This window comes from Paenarthrobacter aurescens (assembly GCF_041549525.1).
GTDB lineage: Bacteria > Actinomycetota > Actinomycetes > Actinomycetales > Micrococcaceae > Arthrobacter > Arthrobacter aurescens.
Window position 1 is genome coordinate 2,493,374 of sequence record NZ_CP157456.1, and the last position, 18,687, is coordinate 2,512,060.

Genomic DNA, 18,687 nt, shown 5'->3' on the forward strand with positions numbered 1-18,687 from the left:
TGGGGGTGCTGTCCCTACCGGACCACGCTGGGAGACCAAGCATGCGGAATGAACAAGCTGGGCTGGGAACCGGGTACGGTTCCCAGCTTCCAGATGTTGCTGTCCCCATCAGTGGTTTCGTCCGGTAGACCATAGAGAACGTTCTGGTTATCCAGCCATTCGATCTGGTCATCCACACTGCGCTTTTCAGCGAGCACTGTTTCCCGTCCCGAAGCGAGGTCCAGCACCGCGACGCTCCAGTGAGCCGCCAGCGCCCCGCCGTCGTTCTTCTTGAACGCAATCCTTGAGCCGTCAGGCGAGATGGACGGACACTCAACGTGATCGTGAACGGCAGTCAGGGTCTTGGCGGACAGACTCCCCCGCACCAGCCAGATGCGGCCCGAGGACGCGGCCGTTGCGTAGAACACATCGCTCTGGCCGGGAGCGAACGTTACCCCCCAGATGTTCCGGTCCGCGGCCAGCAGCCGTTCACCGTTGACCACTAAGGCGAAGTCCTCCAAATTCCCCGATGTTCCGTCCGGGAGCATGATCTCAGTGGCCGTTGAAAAGCCGGCCGCAGCATAAGAATGTCCGGAGACAAACACGGTGGTGGCAATCATGGACCCGTCTGCGCTGATACGGGTCCTGCTGGGTATCCCGGGGACAGGCCATGCCTGTTGCTGCTCCCAGTTGCGGTCCAGGACAACAGCTTCAAAAGCCGTGACCAGTCCCCGGTTCGTCTTCAGGCAGACCACTTTCTCCGATGTTCCGTAGACGCGATCACACTCCTGGCCGCTCACGGCACGGGAACCCCCGGGGGCCGAGAAGGGAACCGTTGCGGCGTTTCCATAGCCCTGGCCGGCCGCGGTGTTCCGGAACAGGATAAACGAGCCGGCCGGAAGCGGCTGGCTCTCAGTGACACCCACCGACGACGACGCAGTCCTGCTCTGTTCATAACGTCCGTAAGCGCCCACGGCGTAGATGCCCGCCGCCACCAATACAAGTACCGTGACGGCAAGGAGGATGCCCCAGCGAAGCCTGCTTTGAGCGAGAACCCCACTCATGCGCCGCTGCTCGGGTCCTCTGACGCTGCAACCGGTGCCCCTCGCAGGATGAAGGCCACAGCTACTACAGCGCAAGCCAGTGCACCTCCGGCCACCACCATGGCCGTTGGAGCACCAACTGCGTACCAAAGGATGCCAAAACCTGCCGAGGCCACCATTCTTGTGAGTGCCACAACAGTTTGGGCCGAGGCTATGCCTGTGGCAAGTTTCCCCGCCGGTGTCAGTTGGCTGGCCAAGGCGGCCAGGACGCCGTCAGTAGCGGCATAGAACGCACCCAGAAGAACCAGGCACCCCACGGTGGCCCACAGCCCTCCAAAAGGCGACGCCGCAAGGAGATACGTTGCCAGCAAGGCAATGTGTCCCCCAACGAACACCGGTATTTTGCCTACCCGGTCCGCCAGACGGCCCAAGGGAATGGCGAACGCGAGAAACACCACGTTTGTGCCTACGAACAACAGCGGAAACCATTGGACGGCAAAGGAATCCCTGGCCTGCAGCACAAGATAAATGAAGCCGTCGCCAATGGTGACCAGTCCCAGGAGCCCTGCAGCAATCAGCAGCTTCCCCAGCCCCGGTTCCTTCAGGTGGCTCCAGGAAAAAGCGAACAGACGCCGCCCTTCGGGCTCCTCCGTGCCCTGAAGCGCACGTGCCTTGATATCCGGCACCACCAAGGCCAGAACAGCAACACCAATCACTGCGAAGGCCAGTGACACAACAAAAACCGTGCTGAACCCGTTGGGGATCATCAGCAACACGAAGAAGGCAATCAACGGGCCGGCCGCAGCGCCAATGTTGTCCAGCATCCGGTGGACGCCAAAGGACCGGGCCAAATGTTCAGGCTGGGCAGACACTGAGATGAGGGCGTCCCGGGGAGCCGTGCGAATACCCTTACCGATCCTGTCCCCGGTGACTATGGCCGCGATGGCCCAAAACCCTCCAGCAAAGAGAAAACCAACCCTGGCGAGCATGGATAGGCCGTATCCAGCCAGGGCTATCCGCTTCGGGTGACCGCTGCGGTCTGCGGCCCAGCCTGCTGCGATCCTTACAATCGCGCTGGCACCTTGGTTGATGCCGTCAATGAACCCGAAAGCTATGGTTGACAGGCCCAGGAAACCGGTGACATACAACGGCAGGATGGCGGTGACTGATTCCGAGGAAACATCGGTCACCATGCTGACAACGCCCAACCAAAGGATGACCGGAGACAAACGGAACGGCACTTCGCCCGATAGTGCCGTTCGTGGTCCCTCCGGCTTGTCCCGTTTCCCGCGGTCCGAAAGTGAGATATACATCGCTGCCCCTAATCCGCCGCCGCGTGGAGGCTGCCCAGTAGTTGGAAGCGGGAGTTGCCGGTACCGGTTGTAACCACCGAAACCGTGACCGTATCCGTGCCCCGGACAAATCGTTCGGCCATGGCCCCGTCCGCGGCTGGTGCAGCCTCGGACCAGAACCCGTGGGAGACCAACGACTGTCGGAAGGACGCCAGGACTTCGGCTTGTGGCTTGGCGATGATGCCATCAGCGGCGACTTGGAGGACATCACCGGATGTGGACACTGAGGTAGACCCAATGGTTGTACCTTCAGGCAGGGTCAGGACTCCGGCCGGCCAACCATCCACCACTTCACCGGCAGCACTGCCCGGTGCAGGCAAAGCGCCGGTGATCAAGGGCGCAGGGGCTGAAGGTTCCGGCAATCCCGTGGGGGTGCCGGTGACAGGAGGCAGGACTTCCAGCGGTTTGCTCGTTGATGGGCCTTCATCGCCCGCGCTCCCGTCACCGCTGCTGCTGCCTTCGGCGCCCGACGTCGGGCTGCCGGACGCAGGACTGCCGGACGCGGGATTGCCGGCCCCGCCCGGGATTTCTCCCGAGGACGTGGGAGCGCCGGATGTTGCGGTGGTTGTTGCGCTGGGAGAAACGGAGGATTCACTTCGGGCAGATGGTCCGGGTTTACCCGCCATTTGGTCAAGGACAATGGCGACGGCGGCGATCAGCACAGCAAGGCAAATGCCCGCAATGACCAACCGCCGCGCCATCATGGCATCCCCGGAGCGTCTGAGCTAAGGAAAGGCTGGCGAACCGATTCAACAAAAAAGGCGGGTAGAACTGACGCCACCCACAGAGTGGTGGCGTTCGTTGTTGCGATGGCGATTCCGGGCGCCAAGCTGATCATGCAGACAGTCTGCCATTGCCATCCGGATTCCGGAACAGTTTTTGGCCTACCAACGTCCGTTACGCGGCCGCGGTTGGCACACCGGGCAGGTATAGGAGGAACGGTTCATGAACTGCTCCCTCTTCATGACGCTCCGCAGGCCTATTGCCTCGCAACGGCCGCAAAGCTCACCGGCACGTCCGTAGGCATTCAGGGAGCGGGCAAAGTACCCGGAATCACCATTGACGTTGACGTAAAGGGAGTCGAAACTTGTCCCTCCGGCGTCGAGTGCGGCGTTCATGACGTCCTTCGCGGACTCGACCAGCCGCTCAGCGTCTGCCCTGCGGAGGGTATCGGTAGCCCTGGCGTAGTGGAGTCGGGCCCGCCACAAGGCTTCATCGGCGTAGATGTTGCCGATACCCGAGATGACTGACTGGTCCAGCAGCGCACGCTTCAGACCGGTCTTCCGGCCTTTGATCTTCCGGTAGAACGCATCGAATGAGAAAAAGGGGTCCAGCGGGTCCCTGGCTATGTGAGCTGCCTCTTCGGCGATCTCCGGTAATGGGGTCTCGCCCAAGCCTCCGGGGCCGCCGTCCACCGTGGGCACCAGAGTGGTCACAAACAAGCCACCGAAAATTCTTTGGTCCACGAACCGCAGCTGTTCGGGCATCTCGGCAACGGGGCTGAGTGTGATTCTGACTTTGAGGTGCTTTTCATCCGCCACATGGGGATCCTGCATCAGCAGTTGACCGCTCATGCCCAAGTGCGCCATCAGGGCCACTTTCGGAAGGTCTTCGCTTGCGGATCCCCTGTGAGAGTCAGACACTGCCAAGGGCATCCAGAGAAACTTCCCTCGGCGCACAACATCCATCACCGTGGTGTGCTCAAGGTTTCCAATGAAGTCTTCGGTTCCCATGGCATGCCTGCGGATGGAGCGGGGGTCCAGGACCTCAACGCCGGTGATAGTCCGTCCCCGAACCCAACGGGCCAAACCCCGGCGGACTACTTCAACTTCGGGAAGTTCGGGCATGCGTCAGGAAGCAGGACCGGCGGCGGAGGGATCCAAGGCAGTCAAAGCACGCCAGGCGTCGGCGGCAGCTTCCTGCTCCGCTTCTTTCTTGGAATGACCTGAGCCGCGGCCATACGGAGTGCCACCAATGTTCAGGACGGCTTCGAACGTCCTGGCGTGATCGGGACCGGAGCCTTCCACCGCATAGTGAATGGCGCCAAGTTGACGGCTCGCCGTGAGCTCCTGGATGCTCGTCTTCCAGTCAGTTCCTGCTCCAAGTGCGCCGGCATCCTTCAGGAGCGGGCCCACAAGGCGCATCACCAGCTGGCGTGCTGTCTCAATATCGTTGGACAGGTATGTGGCACCGATCAAGGCCTCCATGGTGTCAGCCAGAATGGACGCCTTGTTCTTGCCGTCAGTGAGTTTCTCGCCCTGACCGAGGTATATGAACTCGCCGACGCCGATTTCCCGGCCGATTCCGGCCAGAGCACGCGTACTGACGACGGCGGAACGTCGCTTGGCCAGCTCGCCTTCGGGCAGCGAGGGGTTCTCACGGTAGAGAGAATCAGTCACGGAGAATCCCAGGATGGAGTCGCCGAGGAACTCGAGGCGCTCGTTGGTGGGAATCCCGCCGTTCTCATACGCATATGAGCGATGTGTCAGAGCAAGACGAAGCGTCTCGGTGTCAATCGAGACACCGAGACGCTTCAGAAGCTCTTCAGTTGAAGACATCCTTAGTCAGCCTGTACGGCAGATTAGGCGTCTGCGACCTTGCGGCCCTTGTATTCAAGGAACAGCGCGGTGCCGGCAGAGTCAGTAACGACCTTTGCCTGGTGCGGCAGGCTGTAAGTAACCTGACCGTTTTCGATGGTCTTGACCAAGTTGGGGGCAGTTGCCTTCCACTGGGCACGGCGGGCGCGTGTATTTGCGCGAGACATTTTCCGCTTGGGAACAGCCACGGCTATCTCATTTCTCTCTTAGACGAACACTTACTAATCGGTTTGCCGGTCAGTCTTAGCCAGATCAGCTAGGGCAGCCCAGCGAGGGTCAATGACCTCGTGGTGGTGCCCCGGCTCGTCTTCCAGGCGCGCTCCGCATTCGGAACACAGGCCCTGGCAGTCTTCCCGGCACACCGGCTGGAACGGCAGCATAGTGACAACTGCGTCCCGCAACACCGGCTCAAGATCGATTAGATCGTACTCGACTCGACGTTGCTCTTCATCGTCTTCTTCACCTGAAGGCTCAACACCTTCATAGAAGAAAAGTTCTTGCACATTGACCTCAAGGTCATACGCAAGGGGATCCAGGCATCGACCGCATTCGCCGGTTACTTCGACGTTTACGGATCCGGATACCAGAATTCCTTCGTGTACGGCCTCAAGACGAAGATCCAGCTCGATGTCCGAGCCTTCCTTTACGCCAATGAGCGCCACACCAAGGTCACTTGGCGCAGGTACATGCTCGTTGAGTGTCCGCATGGTCCCTGGACTACGTCCAAGGTCCTTGACTACCAGCGCCAAGGGCGAACTTGCATCTCGCTTAATGAGAACTCCTGTAGAACATATGACCGACGTACCATCTTAGCCTGATCACGCTTGAGGACTCAAACCGACGCCGGGCACACGTGAATGCGCAGTGGTTTCAGCTTGGGCAACTCTGCGCGAAGGGCGCAAGGTACCCGTCAAGCCTACCCCTTGCGAGGCTGTTCCGCCGCCGGCTCGCCAGCAAGGAGCCTTTTCAGCACCGATTTCGGAACGAAGTCTGAAATGTCCCCACCGAGAACGTTGATCTCCTTTATCAGCGTGGAGGAAAGGTGCAGGTAATGTGCTTCCGCGGGCAGGAACACCGTTTCGACGCCGGACAGCTGGCGGTTCATAGTGGCCATGGGAAGCTCGTAATCAAAATCCGAGGATGAACGCAAGCCTTTGACTATGGCTGAAACACCCCGGTGACGGCAGTACTCAGCCAACAACCCCTCGCCCATGGGCTCAACGATGATGCCCCGCAAGGAGGCCAGCGTTTCACGGGCCATCTCCATGCGGTCCTCGAGGCTGAACCTGTACTTCTTGGCATAATTGGTGGACACGGCCACGATGACTTCGTCGAACAGGCCGGCGGCCCGGGCGATGACTTCGAGATGTCCGTTGTGGATAGGGTCAAAGGATCCAGGGCATACCGCGCGTCTCATGAGACGAACCTACCCCATGACTTTGCCGGGATACCATGGCTGACATGGCATCCGCAGGCAGCAGCCCCTTCCTTGATTTGAGCGCCGGCATCCCCGGTGACTCCAAGCCGGCACCGTGGCAGCGGGCCGCCATGGGAGCCAACCTGCTCTCCCCCGGAGGAAGCCTGGGCGTGACTATCTTTGAGGAGATGACCACCCTCGCGGTGTCCACCGGGGCCATCAACCTCGGTCAGGGATTTCCCGACGAAGACGGCCCGGAAGAGATCAAGGCCGCAGCACGTCGGGCAATCGCCGATGGCGCCAACCAGTACGCGCCCGGCAAGGGAGTCCCCGTACTCAGGGAGGCCATAGCCGCACACCAGCATCGCTTCTACGGCCTGAAGCCGGATCCGGACACTGAAGTTCTTGTCACAACCGGGGCAACGGAGGCCATTGCCGCCACGCTGCTGGCCTTCATCCAGCCCGGCGACGAAGTCCTTACGTTCGAACCCTTCTACGACTCCTACGGGGCCATCATTAACATGGCCGGAGCCACGCACGTTACTGCTCCCCTTCCTGCCCCGGACTTCCTTCCTGACCTGACGGTTTTGGAAGACTCCTTCAGTGAACGCACCAAAATCGTCCTTCTGAACAATCCACACAACCCAACCGGCGCTGTCTTCCCCGCATACGTCCTGTCACGGATTGTGGAACTGGCGGCAAAGTTCGGTGCCATCATTGTCAGCGACGAAGTGTACGAGCACCTGACTTTCGATGCAGCGCATACTCCCATCGCTTCCCTGCCCGGTGCCGCCGAGCGCACCATCACTGTCTCCTCTGCCGGTAAGACCTTCTCCTTTACCGGCTGGAAAATTGGTTGGCTCACCGGGCCCGAAAACCTGGTGGCCGCGGTTCGCACCGTCAAGCAATTCCTGACCTATAGCTCTGGCACACCTTTCCAAAGTGCCATCGCAGTGGGCTTGGGGCTCCCTGATGAGTTCTATACCGGGATCGCCGCCACCCTCCGGCACAAACGTGACATCCTCGCCGAGGGCCTGCGCGCTGCCGGGTTCGGTGTGTTCAACCCCAGCGGTACGTACTTCATCAATGTGGACACAGCACCCCTGGGAATTCCGGACTCCGTTGAGCTTGCCAGGCGCTTGCCGGGGCTCGTTGGTGTGGCCGCCATCCCCGTTCCGGTGTTTTGCCATCCGGAGGGAGCCGAGCGCACACGCAGCCTCCTCAGATTCGCCTTCTGCAAAAAAACTGACGTCCTGGAAGAGGCCGCTGAACGCCTTGCCACTTTGAAGGACAGGCTCTGAACGCCGCGGGCTCCGGCCAGCACCACGCAACGCGCTTCCTGCGAACAACCGGCCAGCACGCAACGATTGAGGCCGACACCCTCGTTGACGGCGGCTATATCCTCAGCATTGGCGGCGCGGAACAGTCACATGTGAACCTGGCCGATCCCTCGGACATTTTCTACGAATACCTGCGCAGGATCGGTCATGTGGTTGACTTGGCGGCCGAACCCGGAAGGCCCATCCGCGCCCTCCACCTGGGAGCAGGGGCCCTTACCCTGGCGCGCTATATCCAGGCAACCCGCCCCGGCTCGGAACAATATGCTGTTGAGCTTGAGCGCGAACTTCTGGACTTTGTGCTTCAAAAGCTGCCGATGCCTGAAGGCACCGTCCTGACCACACAGATCGGCGACGCCCGCGAATCTTTGGTGGGGCTTCCCGATCAGGTGATGTTCGACGTCGTCATTCTGGATATCTTCTCAGGTCCGGAGGCCCCCGAGCACATCGCCTGCCGCGAGTTCTACGAAGAAGCAGCCGCGCGGCTTCAGCCTGAGGGGATATTGATCATCAACGTGGGCGACGAGCCGGCACTGACGCTCGTGCGCAGCCAAGTGGCCGCGCTACGCCAAGCCATGACGGACGTGGCTGCGTTCGCTGAGGCAGGAATGTTCGCCGGACGTTACCCCGGCAACATCGTCCTGGTGGGCACCGGCAAGCAGTGGCCCAGCGAATGGACAACGCAACTGCTGGCCCGCGGCCCCCACCCCGCCAAGGTCCTGACGGGCGTTGAATTGGACAGCATCTCGGCCTAATGCCAGCGCCCGGTTGTGTTAAGCCCTCCCGGAGTCAGGCCGGCTCAGCGAACCACAGCTTGGTCTCTCCGTATTTCTTATCGGCAAAACACTCCAAAGCCTCAGGCCACTTCGGTTCCGGACTCCGTGAACTCCGTTCCACCACCACCACGGCTGCCTCGTCCAGATGCGCTGCCAACTTGGTCAGGACCTCACTCAGCGCCGGTTCATCCAAGGGGTACGGCGGATCAAGGAAAACCAGGTCCCACATGGCTTCCTCGCTTGCACGCTCCAGGAACGATTCCACCTTGGAACGATGCACCGAGACTCTCTTGCCACCCAGCAACTGGTTCACCAGGTCCGCATTGCGTTGGCAGACATCAGTGGCCTTGGCATCAAACTCCACCAGATCCACGCTCCGGGCACCTCGGCTGGCGCTTTCCACACCCAACGATCCAGAACCTGCATAGAGGTCCAGGACCCGGGCGTCGTCAATAACGGCCAACGATTCCAAACGCGAAAACAATGCCTCTTTCACCCTGTCCGTGGTGGGACGGGTGGCCGTTCCGGGGACACTGGCCAGCGGGTTTCCACCACCAACTCCGGCGATGATCCGGCTCACTGAAATTCTCCACTAACTGGCATCCGGGGAACTCTAACCGCGTTCAAGGAACGCCTCCTTCTCAGGGTTCAAATACTCATCGATCGCAGCGGCCAAAGCCGGTTGATGCTCCAAAGACACGTCTTCGGCCACCAGGTTCTGGGCATCGGTACGTGCCCGGGCAATGATGTCCTCATGTTCCAGTACACGCAGCAGCTTGAGGGTGGATCGCCCTCCGGATTGTGAGGCCCCCAGAATGTCTCCTTCCCTACGGAGCTTCAAGTCCTCTTGGGAGAGCTCAAAGCCGTCCGTAGTTGAAGCTACTGCATCAAGCCGCCGACGACTCGGATGCCCCGGCTCCAGGGTAGTGACCAACAAGCACGTGCCGGGCAATCCCCCACGGCCCACGCGGCCGCGCAACTGGTGGAGCTGTGAAATGCCAAAGCGGTCAGCGTCCAGGATCACCATCAGCGTGGCGTTGTGGACGTCCACGCCCACCTCAATGACCGTTGTGGAGACCAGAACCTTAGTGCTGTTGGAGGCGAACGAGGCCATGGTCTCGGATTTCACCTGCGGATCCTGCCGTCCGTGAAGAGGGACCACGGGCACCCCGGAGAGTGCCGGCTCCTGCAGGAGGGCCTCGACGACGGCGGTCACCGAAGCCAGCTCCCGCGAGGGGCCTTCGTCCCCGAGATCTGCATCGCTGGGTTCCGCCTCCCCGGGACTGAAGTCGCCGTCGTCGTCCGATCCGATCTTGGGGCACACCACGTAGACCTGGTGACCGGAGTCGACTTCTTCGCGTGAACGCTTCCAGATGCGGTCCACCCACCCGGGATTTTCCGCGAGTCCCACCACATGGGTGGAAATAGGCGCACGTCCGGCAGGAAGCTCATCAAGGATGGAGGTTTCGAGGTCGCCAAACACCGTCATGGCCACAGTGCGGGGAATTGGAGTGGCCGTCATGACCAGCAGATGCGGAGGCCGTTGCGCCTTGGCCCGAAGGGCGTCTCGCTGCTCCACGCCGAAGCGGTGCTGCTCATCCACCACAATCAGCCCGAGGTCCTGGAAGCTGGTTTTGTCGCTCAGCAACGCATGGGTGCCAATGACAATTCCGGCATTTCCGGAGGCCGCATCCAGCATTGCCTGCTTGCGCGCAGCCGTTGGCATGGATCCGGTCAGGAGTGTCACCTGCACCGCTTCCTGGGCTGCGTCACCGCCGAGCATGCCCGCACCGCCAAAGATATGGTCCCGGGCCAATGCCCCCAAAGTTTTTCGGATGGAGTGGAAATGCTGTGCCGCCAGTACTTCCGTGGGAGCCAAAAGTGCTGCCTGGCCGCCTGAATCCACCACCTGCAACATGGCACGCAGGGCCACTATCGTCTTGCCCGAACCCACCTCGCCCTGAAGCAGCCTGTTCATGGGGGTGTCGCGCCCGAGCTCATCAGCGAGCGTCTTTCCCACCGCAGCTTGGCCTGCGGTAAGTGTGAAGGGCAGGTTCTGGTCAAATTTGCTGAGCAATCCGTCTTTACGCGGCCGCCGTGCAGTGGCTTCCTCTGCTGCAAGCTGAGCCCGCCGGCGCGCCAAGGCTGTTTGCAGAACGAGGGCTTCCTGGTACCGGAACCGTTCCTGCGCACGTTGCCAGTCCTTGGCGATCTCCGGTGAATGGATCAATCGGTATGCCTCAGCCACCGGCAACAACCCGTCCCTGCGGGCGATGCTTGCCGGAAGTGGATCCTGCAGAGAATCGAGGTCCAGGGTTTGCAGCAAAGCAGTGATCACCTTGTGGATGGACCAACTGGTCAGCTTGGCCGTTGCCGGATAGACGGGAATGGGCATGGCAGCGAGCTTCTCCGGGTCCACAGAGCCCTCGGCTTCAGGGTCCTCATCCAGGAGAAGGAAGTCAGGGTTGGTCAGGCCAAGGGCTCCACCGTAACGGGAAACCTTGCCTGAGAACATGGCCCGCCGGCCGGGAAGAAGTTCTGCTTTCGCCCGGAAACCATTGAAGAAGCTGACCTTCAACGTACCTGGAACACCTGAGCCACCTGCCTCATCCGTAACCACTACGTCCGTGATGGAGCCCCGCCGTGCCCGCATTTGGCGCGTGCTGTTGGAAAGCACCCGCGCAATCAGCGTAACTTCCTCATCCAACGGAAGGTTACTGATGGGCGTCAGTTCACCGCGGCTCAAGTACCTGCGGGGGAAGTAGTTCAGCAAGGCCCCGGTGGTCTTGATCCCCAAGTGCTTGTCGATGACAGCCGCGGAGCGCTTGCCGATCCTCCGTTCGAGGGAAAGTTCCAGCTCAGAATTCATGCCGTGACTGGCCCGGAACATTGGTGGCTGCGTTGGTGCTTTCGGATTCCCTGCCGGAAGCTTCTCCAGCGGCCGTTTCCTGGCCGTTTTCACGGGGTATGGCCAATTGGCTGACCGCAATATCGGTGGGCTCTCCCAGCGAACGGATCAGTGCAACTGCAGGCTCCGGATCGGGAACATGTACGTGGACACGCCATCTGTAGCTGACCTCCACGCCCGGTTCGTCGTCGTCATCATCGTTGCCTTGGGCGCCGCCCACTTGGCTCATGATCACTGACTCGCCCATCTCGTCCAGTCGTTGCCGGAGAATCGCGGCATTCAAAGGGGAAAGGTTGATGGTGCACATGACCTCCACCCCGTCATCGGCCGGCATGTGCTCGTGGATGTGCGGGTCCTGCAGCTGGTAACCGTGAAGGCCATCGAGCAGTTCATCCTGAAGTTCTTCGCCCAGGACGGCAGAGCGGAGGCAATCAAGGACCAGCAGCATCCCCACGCCTCCAGCATCTACAACGCGGGCTTCGTGCAATTGCGCCAGTTCATCCTCGGTCCGGACAACAGCCTGGTAAGCGGCATCAACTACAGCATCAAGGGATAGACCCAGAGCATGATTGCTGTCGTCGCCGCTTTGGGAGGCGTCCACAGCCTGGGCGGCATGCGCTGCGGCTTCAAGGACAGAGAGCATGGTGCCGGCCACCGGCTCGCTGAGTGCAGACCATGCCCGGATCTGGGCCCGGTTCAGTGCGGTGGCAAGCAATGGCGCGCTGAGACGGGACTTCCCCACCAAAGGCTCTGCAGCTGCGCACAGGAAAACAGCAAAAAGGGTGCCCGAGTTTCCACGGGCCTGTTCCATGGCTGCCTGCCCTGCCCGGGACAAAAGGGCCCCGACGTCGTTGCCGGTTTCCGCGGCATCAGTGGCAGTCCCACCCAGGGCAGCCACTGCTGCCCGGACGGTGAGATAGAGATTGGTTCCGGTATCGCCATCGGCAACAGGAAAAATGTTAATCGCGTTCAGACGGTCGCTGTGGTTGCCCAGGATCACCTCCGCCTTGCCGAGCCAGCGTTTCATGGCGTGCGCATTCGCGGCGATCTTAGTCTGCAAAGTGATCCCATCCAACGGTGTCAGCAGTTTGCCCGGAAATCCGGACGCCACTGCCTGGCGGCTCGACAACGGCTTGAACCGAGCCTATCGCAGTGAAGCCCTGCGGTAGCTGAATGCCTGCCGGGAAGGTGGCAAGCAAACCATGGTCTTCTCCCCCGCCCAGCACCCATCGCGTGGCCTCTATGCCAAGGAGCTCGGCTGCTTGCTCCAAAGGGGCCACGAATGGCTCCAAAGCAGCGGGATCGAAATCCAGGACCACGTTGCTGGCATGTGCCAGGCGGCTGCCATCGCGCATCAGGCCATCGGAAATGTCCAACATGGCCGTGGCGCCGGCCCGCGCAGCCAAGGGCCCGGCATCCAAGGGAGGCAACGGCCTGCATTGGTTCTCCACCAAGCTCCGCAGCTCAGCAGAGAGGGAGTCCAGGGGAACCGTGCTTTCCAACAGCGCCCACCCGGCGGCGGCCCTTCCCAACGTCCCCGAAACTGCCACAGTGTCCCCGGGCTTGGCACCGGACCTCAACACCGGGGCTGCTCCGGCAAGCGTGCCGACGACGGCGACAGTCACCGCCAGCTCGCGGCCCCGGCCCAGGTCTCCGCCGGCCACCGAGCAATCCTGAGCGCCCAAGCCAACAATCGCCGCGGTGAGGCCATCGGCAAACGCCTCAACCCACTCGACGGGGGTTGCCGGTGGCATGGTGAGGCTCACCACCAAACTCGTGGCGCTGCCGCCCATGGCGTTAATGTCACTCAGGTTTTGTGCCGCGGCCTTCCACCCAACGTCATATCCGGTGGTCCTGTAGCCGTTGGGCCACTCAAGCCTGAAGTCCTGGTCCTGCGTCTGGGTGTCGATGGAGATGAGGGTCCGGCCATCCGGTGCTGCAATCAGGGCAGCGTCGTCTCCGGGTCCCAGCAGAACGCCGGGGCTACGGTGCAGCCGCGGGAAGATCCTGGCAAGGAGGGCGGACTCCGACAGATCCTGGACGGTCAACTGTTCTACTGGCACTGCACTCGATTCTTCTTTTGACACGATGCTCGGTTCTCTAGTGGCCGACTCTTCTCCAGCACTGCACTTCTCCAGCACTGCACCCGCCCCAACCCGGCTCATCTGCAGGTACTGCATTACGCTATCGCGATCCACCGACAGAATAATGCGGCACCCCCCTGCGGCGCTCCACAGCGCATGTGACCTGCGACAACGCGAAGCCTGCACCCGGCTCGCGCGGGATAGGCTGGATGGATGCACCAAAAGACCCTCCGCCGGACTGCCTTGGCCATAGCCCTGGCCTCCGCATCCGGCACCGCTTTGTCAGCCTGCGCCCCCGCCGTGGACGTCACTGCTGCCGCGGATGCCGCCAACCCCGCCTGCGCGCCCATGATGGTGGCCCTGCCCGATCAGATCGGCGATGCCGCCCTCCGCAAAACCAACAGCCAAGCCACTGCAGCCTGGGGAGATCCTTCCCAGGTCATCCTCCGCTGCGGCGTGAATGTTCCCGGCCCCACCACGGACCGTTGCGTGAGCGTCAACGACATCGACTGGGTCATCAAAGAAGGCGACCCCGTTTACACGCTGACCACTTTTGGTCGGGAACCGGCCACGGAGATTCTGATTGATCCCGTCAAACTGGAGGCAGCGAACATCAGCTCCGCTACCGTGCTGACCGAGCTGGCAGCCGCGGTTGGCAAGATCAAGGCAACCGGAAAGTGCGTCGGCCAGGAAGACCTTCAGAACCTGCCCTCCGCGCAATAGGGATTTTCAGCGAGGTTAGCGCAGCCCGGTCTTACGCGTCAGCGCCAGATGGATCAGTTCATCGATCAGGTCCCCGTAGGCCAAACCGGATGCCGCCCACATCTGCGGGTACATGCTCTTGGGGGTAAAGCCAGGCATCGTGTTGATTTCGTTGATGATCAGTTCACCCGCGGGAGTGTAGAAGAAGTCCACGCGGCTCAGGCCTTCGGCACCGACGGCGTCAAAAGCGACGGCAGCAAGTTCACGCACCCGCGCGATTGCCTCATCCGGCATATCGGCCGGGCAGCTCAAGGCAGCGGCCCCGTCCTCTACATACTTGGCGGCAAAATCATAGAACTGATGCTCTCCTGCTGCCACGGCAATCTCACCCGGCATGGACGTTCGGGGCGCATCAGTGCCCCGTCCTTGAAGGACGGCACACTCGATCTCGCGGCCCACAATGCCGGCCTCGATGACCAGCTTCAAGTCGTGACGGCGGGCCTCCTCGATCGCGGCGTCCAGCCCTTCGATTGAGTCAACCTTGGAAATACCCATGGACGAGCCTGCGCGGGCAGGCTTGACGAACACGGGGAATCCCAGCTTGTCCACCTTCTTACGAACAGCCTCGGCGTCAGTGGTCCATTCGCGGTCGGTGACAGCCACGTAGGGACCAACGCTTAGTCCGGCGGACTCGAAAACCACCTTCATGAAGTGCTTGTCCATTCCCACAGCTGAGGCCAGCACACCGGCGCCCACGTAGCGGGTATCCGAGAGCTCCAGGAGACCTTGGACGGTACCGTCCTCGCCCCAAGGTCCGTGCAGCAGGGGAAATACGACGTCCACAGCACCCAATTCCAGGGGTACGGCATTGGGCTCGGTCACGATGAGCTGATGCTCGCCACCAACCTCGGCCAAGGTGACGGTCTTGCCCGACGGCGCCACCTCGGGAAGAGCTGCCGAGCTCAAGGACCACTGGCTGGTGTCTCCCGAGGCCAGAACCCACTGCCCCGATTTGGCAATGCCAATGGGGATGACCTCGTATTTGTTCTTGTCTATTGCTCCCATGACACCGGCGGCGGTGACACAGCTGACGGCATGTTCGCTGGAGCGTCCCCCAAAAAGAACAGCTACGCGGGGCCGGCTGGTCGCCGGAGTGGAGTGGTCAGTCACCATCAGTAGTCGCCTTCGGACTTCAGTGCCCGGGCCAGCAGTCGCGGCCCCAGGTCATCAACGGACATTCTGCCTTCAAGCACCGCCACAACGGCGGCCGTGATGGGCATTTCAACATTTAATTTGCCGGCGAGCTCATGCACGGCGGGGCCTGATTTGATGCCCTCTGCTGTCTGCGTCATGTGCTCTGCAACTTGGTCGAGGCTAAGACCCTCGCCAAGCAGCCTGCCTGCGGTGTGGTTGCGCGAGAGGGCCGAGGAGCACGTGGCAACGAGGTCCCCGAGTCCGGCCAAACCTGCCATGGTGTGGGCTTCTCCACCAAGGGCCAACGCAAGCCGGGACGTCTCGGCGAGTCCGCGGGTAATCACCGAAGCCTTGGTGTTGTCGCCCATTTGGCGGCCCTCGCAAATGCCTACGGCCAGAGCTATAACGTTCTTGACGATTCCGCCGATTTCCACGCCCACAACGTCAGTACTGGTATAGGGCCGGAAGTACGGTGCCGTGCAGCACAGCGCAATGGCAGCGGCCGTGTCGGCGTCGCTGCAAGCAACAACGGACGCCGTTGGTTGCTCCCTGGCAATCTCCATCGCCAGGTTGGGGCCCGAGACCACTGCTACGCGGGACGCGGGAAGACCCAGCTCCTGGGCGATCACTTCGCTCATCCGGGCGTCCGTGCCCAGTTCCAGGCCCTTCATCAAGGAGACAACCACGGCGTCGGGGGCCAGAAACGGCTTCCACTCCCCCAGTTGCGGGCGCAAGGACTGGGCGGGCACAGCGAGTACCACCAGCGTGGCATCCTTAAGCACCTCCTCCACATCCGTGGAGGCCGTGACTGAGACCGGGAGTTCGATGTCCTTAAGGTATTGCTCGTTGCGGTGCGAAGAGTTGATCTGCTCCACCACTTCGGCCCGGCGTCCCCAGATCCGGATGCTTCGCTCGGATCCGGTAGCCCCAGCAGCATCGGCCAGGACCTTGGCGAATGTGGTTCCCCAAGACCCTGCACCCAAAACAGCCACTACGTCCGGTGTGTTGACGGTGCCGTCCACTGTGGTCATTTGCCGTGATCCCCTTCCTGCGTATCCGAGCCCTCCTGGGTGAACCGGCCGTGCTTGGCCTGCTTGTGGACAGCGGGATCCCAGCGCTCAGCGGGGGCTTCTTCGCCTCGAAGGGTCTCAAGAAGTTCCGTGATGGCGTCCATAATGACCTCGGTGGCAGCGGTCAGCGTGGCGCGGTCCATGGGCCGGTCCTTGAAGGCACCGAGATCAACAGGTTTCCCGATCAGCACGCGAACAGTTTTCCGCGGAAAGATATGGAGGCGCTTGGCATACCGTGGGAAGACTTCCTGTGCACCCCAATGCGCCATGGGAACCACGGGTGCGCCGGTCTGCAAGGCGAGCCTGGCCGCACCGGTGTGTCCCTTCATCGGCCACAGATCGGGGTCGCGGGTGAGGGTACCCTCGGGGTAAATGATGATGGCACCCCCGGCATCCACCACCTCTTTGGCCACCTGAAGCGAGCGGTTCGCTCCCGCCGTCGAGCGTTCAACCGGAATCTGCCGCGTGGCGTGGAGCAATGACCCCAGCACGGGGACCTTGAAGAGGCCGGTCTTCGCGAGGAAGTGCGGTGGCCGTTTCTGGTTGTACACCATGTGTCCGATCACGATGGGATCGATCTCGGTGCAGTGGTTGGGTACGGCGATGAAGCCGCCGGGCGGAAGGTTCTCCACACCCTCCCACTTCTTGGAAATCAGGAGGTTCATCAGCGGACGCGCCAGACCGGCCAGCAGCATGAACGTTGCACGGCTCTTAGCCGATTCCTTCAAAGGAGCCCCCGCTACTTGGTGGTGGTGATATCGAAATCGGCACCCAGGCCGGCCAGCTTCTCGGTGAAGCGCTCGTAACCGCGATTGATGATGTCGATGCCAGTAACCCGTGAAGTGCCCGTGGCAGCCAGCGCCGCGATGAGGTGGCTGAAGCCGCCCCGGAGATCGGGGATGTCTATGTCTGTGCCGCGGAGCGGAGTGGGACCGGAAATGACTGCTGAGTGCAGGAAGTTCCGCTGTCCGAACCGGCAAGGAACACTGCCCAGGCATTCGCGGTGCACCTGGATGTTTGCCCCCATGCGCGCAAGGGCTTCGGTGAAGCCGAAGCGGTTCTCATAGACGGTCTCATGGACAATGGAGACGCCCTCGGCCTGGGTGAGCGCAACCACCAGGGGCTGCTGCCAGTCCGTCATGAAACCGGGGTGGACGTCCGTCTCCAGGACGAGCGGGGAGAGCTTGCCGCCCTGGTGGTAGAAGCGAATGCCGTCGTCGCCGATGTCCATGCCACCACCAACCTTGCGGTAGGTGTTCAGGAACGTCATCATGTCACGCTGCGAAGCGCCCTCTACGAAGATGTCGCCGCGCGTCACCAAGGCAGCAGAAGCCCAGGACGCGGATTCGTTGCGGTCCGGGAGCGCACGGTGGTTATAGCCCCGCAGATCCTTGACGCCCTCGATCCGGATGGTCCGGTCCGTCTGGACGCTGATGATGGCGCCCATCTTCTGCAGGACCGCAATGAGATCGATGATCTCGGGCTCGGTGGCTGCACCAATGAGCTCTGTAATGCCCTCCGCACGCGTGGCGCTGAGCAATACCTGCTCGGTGGCGCCCACCGAGGGGTACGGCAGCGAGATTTTAGCTCCGTGCAGTCCGTTCGGTGCGGAGATGTGGATGCCGCCGGGACGCTTCTCCACCACGGCACCAAACTGCCGAAGGACGTTCAGGTGATAGTCGATCGGCCTGTCGCCGATCTTGCAGCCGCCCAGGTCCGGAATGAAGGCCTCGCCGATCGCGTGGATCAGCGGTCCGCACAGAAGGATGGGAATCCGCGAATCTCCGGCGTGGGCATCAATTGCCGTGCTGGAGGCCGTCTTTGCGTCCTTGGGATCCAAGGTGAGGTCTCCCGATTCGGGATCCTTCACCACGGTCACGCCGTGCAACTGCAGCAGGCTGGTGACAACCTCTACGTCCTTGATTTCCGGCACGTTCCTCAGCACCGATGGTTCGCTGCCCAGCAACGCCGCCACCATGGCCTTGGGCACCAGGTTCTTGGCACCGCGAACGGTCACGCGCCCGGTCAACGGGACGCCACCGCGGATTGTCAGAACACTACTCATCTATACCGGTTTCCTCACGACTACTCGCCCCCCAAACTTACAAAGGCTCCAGCTAAGCATAGAAGCTCGCTTTACCGATCCGAAATGGAACCGCCCGGCGGCCCGATGATGGTTCACCGGAAACAGAGAAACAAAAATGGACCGGCCGGCCCTCCCGAAGGGG

19 protein-coding genes are annotated in these 18,687 nt (G+C 61.6%); 3 read left to right on the forward strand and 16 right to left on the reverse strand.

The window, feature by feature from the left end; genetic code table 11:
- Positions 1 to 14: 14 nt before the first annotated feature.
- The 8 genes from ABI796_RS11545 to coaD all read right to left on the reverse strand — a co-directional run bounded on the left by ABI796_RS11545 (position 15) and on the right by coaD (position 6,388).
- Entirely contained in the window at positions 15 to 1,043 is a 1,029-nt protein-coding gene (locus ABI796_RS11545) for a PD40 domain-containing protein (RefSeq protein WP_141285260.1), read from the reverse strand.
- Positions 1,040 to 2,263 carry an MFS transporter gene (locus tag ABI796_RS11550; protein WP_141285321.1) on the reverse strand — a complete coding sequence of 408 codons (1,224 nt, stop codon included), beginning with the start codon at positions 2,261 to 2,263 and terminating at the stop codon, positions 1,040 to 1,042. Before ABI796_RS11550 ends, ABI796_RS11545 begins: the two co-directional genes overlap by 4 nt.
- A gap of 80 nt (positions 2,264 to 2,343) precedes the next feature.
- Positions 2,344 to 3,078: a hypothetical protein gene (locus ABI796_RS11555; protein ID WP_141285258.1), complete on the reverse strand. Its 735-nt coding sequence runs from the start codon at positions 3,076 to 3,078 to the stop codon at positions 2,344 to 2,346.
- A gap of 180 nt (positions 3,079 to 3,258) precedes the next feature.
- Positions 3,259 to 4,221, reverse strand: coding sequence for a bifunctional DNA-formamidopyrimidine glycosylase/DNA-(apurinic or apyrimidinic site) lyase (mutM, locus tag ABI796_RS11560; RefSeq protein ID WP_141285256.1), 963 nt, complete (start codon positions 4,219 to 4,221; stop codon positions 3,259 to 3,261).
- Between the two features lie 3 nt (positions 4,222 to 4,224).
- On the reverse strand, positions 4,225 to 4,932 hold the full coding sequence (rnc, locus tag ABI796_RS11565; protein WP_141285254.1) for a ribonuclease III: 708 nt from the start codon (positions 4,930 to 4,932) through the stop codon (positions 4,225 to 4,227).
- A 23-nt stretch (positions 4,933 to 4,955) separates the two neighbouring features.
- Positions 4,956 to 5,159 (reverse strand): 50S ribosomal protein L32, encoded by a 204-nt coding sequence (gene rpmF / locus ABI796_RS11570; RefSeq protein ID WP_011775139.1) that lies wholly within the window; start codon positions 5,157 to 5,159, stop codon positions 4,956 to 4,958.
- A gap of 33 nt (positions 5,160 to 5,192) precedes the next feature.
- Entirely contained in the window at positions 5,193 to 5,720 is a 528-nt protein-coding gene (locus ABI796_RS11575; RefSeq protein ID WP_141285252.1) for a DUF177 domain-containing protein, read from the reverse strand.
- 167 nt (positions 5,721 to 5,887) lie between these two features.
- A complete protein-coding gene (gene coaD, locus ABI796_RS11580) occupies positions 5,888 to 6,388 on the reverse strand; it encodes a pantetheine-phosphate adenylyltransferase (protein WP_141285250.1) in 501 nt (166 codons plus the stop codon).
- A gap of 35 nt (positions 6,389 to 6,423) precedes the next feature.
- On the opposite strand from coaD, the gene ABI796_RS11585 reads away from it, so the two are divergent.
- The gene (locus tag ABI796_RS11585) at positions 6,424 to 7,689 is read left to right on the forward strand and encodes an aminotransferase class I/II-fold pyridoxal phosphate-dependent enzyme (RefSeq protein ID WP_141285248.1); all 1,266 of its coding nucleotides are present in this window, start codon (positions 6,424 to 6,426) and stop codon (positions 7,687 to 7,689) included.
- On the forward strand, positions 7,686 to 8,480 hold the full coding sequence (locus ABI796_RS11590; RefSeq protein ID WP_174754588.1) for a spermidine synthase: 795 nt from the start codon (positions 7,686 to 7,688) through the stop codon (positions 8,478 to 8,480). Before ABI796_RS11585 ends, ABI796_RS11590 begins: the two co-directional genes overlap by 4 nt.
- Before the next feature lie 34 nt (positions 8,481 to 8,514).
- Here the strand turns inward: ABI796_RS11590 and rsmD are convergent, their stop codons facing one another.
- The 4 genes from rsmD to ABI796_RS11610 are packed head-to-tail and all read right to left on the reverse strand — an operon-like array spanning position 8,515 to position 13,472.
- A complete protein-coding gene (gene rsmD, locus ABI796_RS11595; protein WP_141285244.1) occupies positions 8,515 to 9,081 on the reverse strand; it encodes a 16S rRNA (guanine(966)-N(2))-methyltransferase RsmD in 567 nt (188 codons plus the stop codon).
- Positions 9,082 to 9,114: 33 nt separating this feature from the next.
- Positions 9,115 to 11,370 carry an ATP-dependent DNA helicase RecG gene (locus ABI796_RS11600; RefSeq protein WP_141285242.1) on the reverse strand — a complete coding sequence of 752 codons (2,256 nt, stop codon included), beginning with the start codon at positions 11,368 to 11,370 and terminating at the stop codon, positions 9,115 to 9,117.
- On the reverse strand, positions 11,360 to 12,436 hold the full coding sequence (locus ABI796_RS11605) for a DAK2 domain-containing protein (protein WP_141285319.1): 1,077 nt from the start codon (positions 12,434 to 12,436) through the stop codon (positions 11,360 to 11,362). The genes ABI796_RS11600 and ABI796_RS11605 overlap by 11 nt, the downstream gene beginning before the upstream one ends.
- A gap of 22 nt (positions 12,437 to 12,458) precedes the next feature.
- A complete protein-coding gene (locus ABI796_RS11610) occupies positions 12,459 to 13,472 on the reverse strand; it encodes a thiamine-phosphate kinase (RefSeq protein ID WP_141285240.1) in 1,014 nt (337 codons plus the stop codon).
- 234 nt (positions 13,473 to 13,706) lie between these two features.
- Between ABI796_RS11610 and ABI796_RS11615 the strand changes: the two genes are divergently transcribed.
- Positions 13,707 to 14,216, forward strand: coding sequence for a DUF3515 family protein (locus ABI796_RS11615; protein ID WP_141285238.1), 510 nt, complete (start codon positions 13,707 to 13,709; stop codon positions 14,214 to 14,216).
- Positions 14,217 to 14,231: 15 nt separating this feature from the next.
- On the opposite strand, the gene ABI796_RS11620 is transcribed toward ABI796_RS11615, so the two are convergent.
- The 4 genes from ABI796_RS11620 to murA are packed head-to-tail and all read right to left on the reverse strand — an operon-like array spanning position 14,232 to position 18,524.
- A complete protein-coding gene (locus tag ABI796_RS11620) occupies positions 14,232 to 15,368 on the reverse strand; it encodes a D-alanine--D-alanine ligase family protein (RefSeq protein WP_141285236.1) in 1,137 nt (378 codons plus the stop codon).
- Positions 15,368 to 16,420: an NAD(P)H-dependent glycerol-3-phosphate dehydrogenase gene (locus tag ABI796_RS11625; protein WP_141285234.1), complete on the reverse strand. Its 1,053-nt coding sequence runs from the start codon at positions 16,418 to 16,420 to the stop codon at positions 15,368 to 15,370. The genes ABI796_RS11620 and ABI796_RS11625 overlap by 1 nt, the downstream gene beginning before the upstream one ends.
- Entirely contained in the window at positions 16,417 to 17,187 is a 771-nt protein-coding gene (locus tag ABI796_RS11630) for a lysophospholipid acyltransferase family protein (RefSeq protein ID WP_141285232.1), read from the reverse strand. Before ABI796_RS11630 ends, ABI796_RS11625 begins: the two co-directional genes overlap by 4 nt.
- Before the next feature lie 11 nt (positions 17,188 to 17,198).
- On the reverse strand, positions 17,199 to 18,524 hold the full coding sequence (murA, locus tag ABI796_RS11635; RefSeq protein WP_024817180.1) for a UDP-N-acetylglucosamine 1-carboxyvinyltransferase: 1,326 nt from the start codon (positions 18,522 to 18,524) through the stop codon (positions 17,199 to 17,201).
- Positions 18,525 to 18,687: the final 163 nt, after the last annotated feature.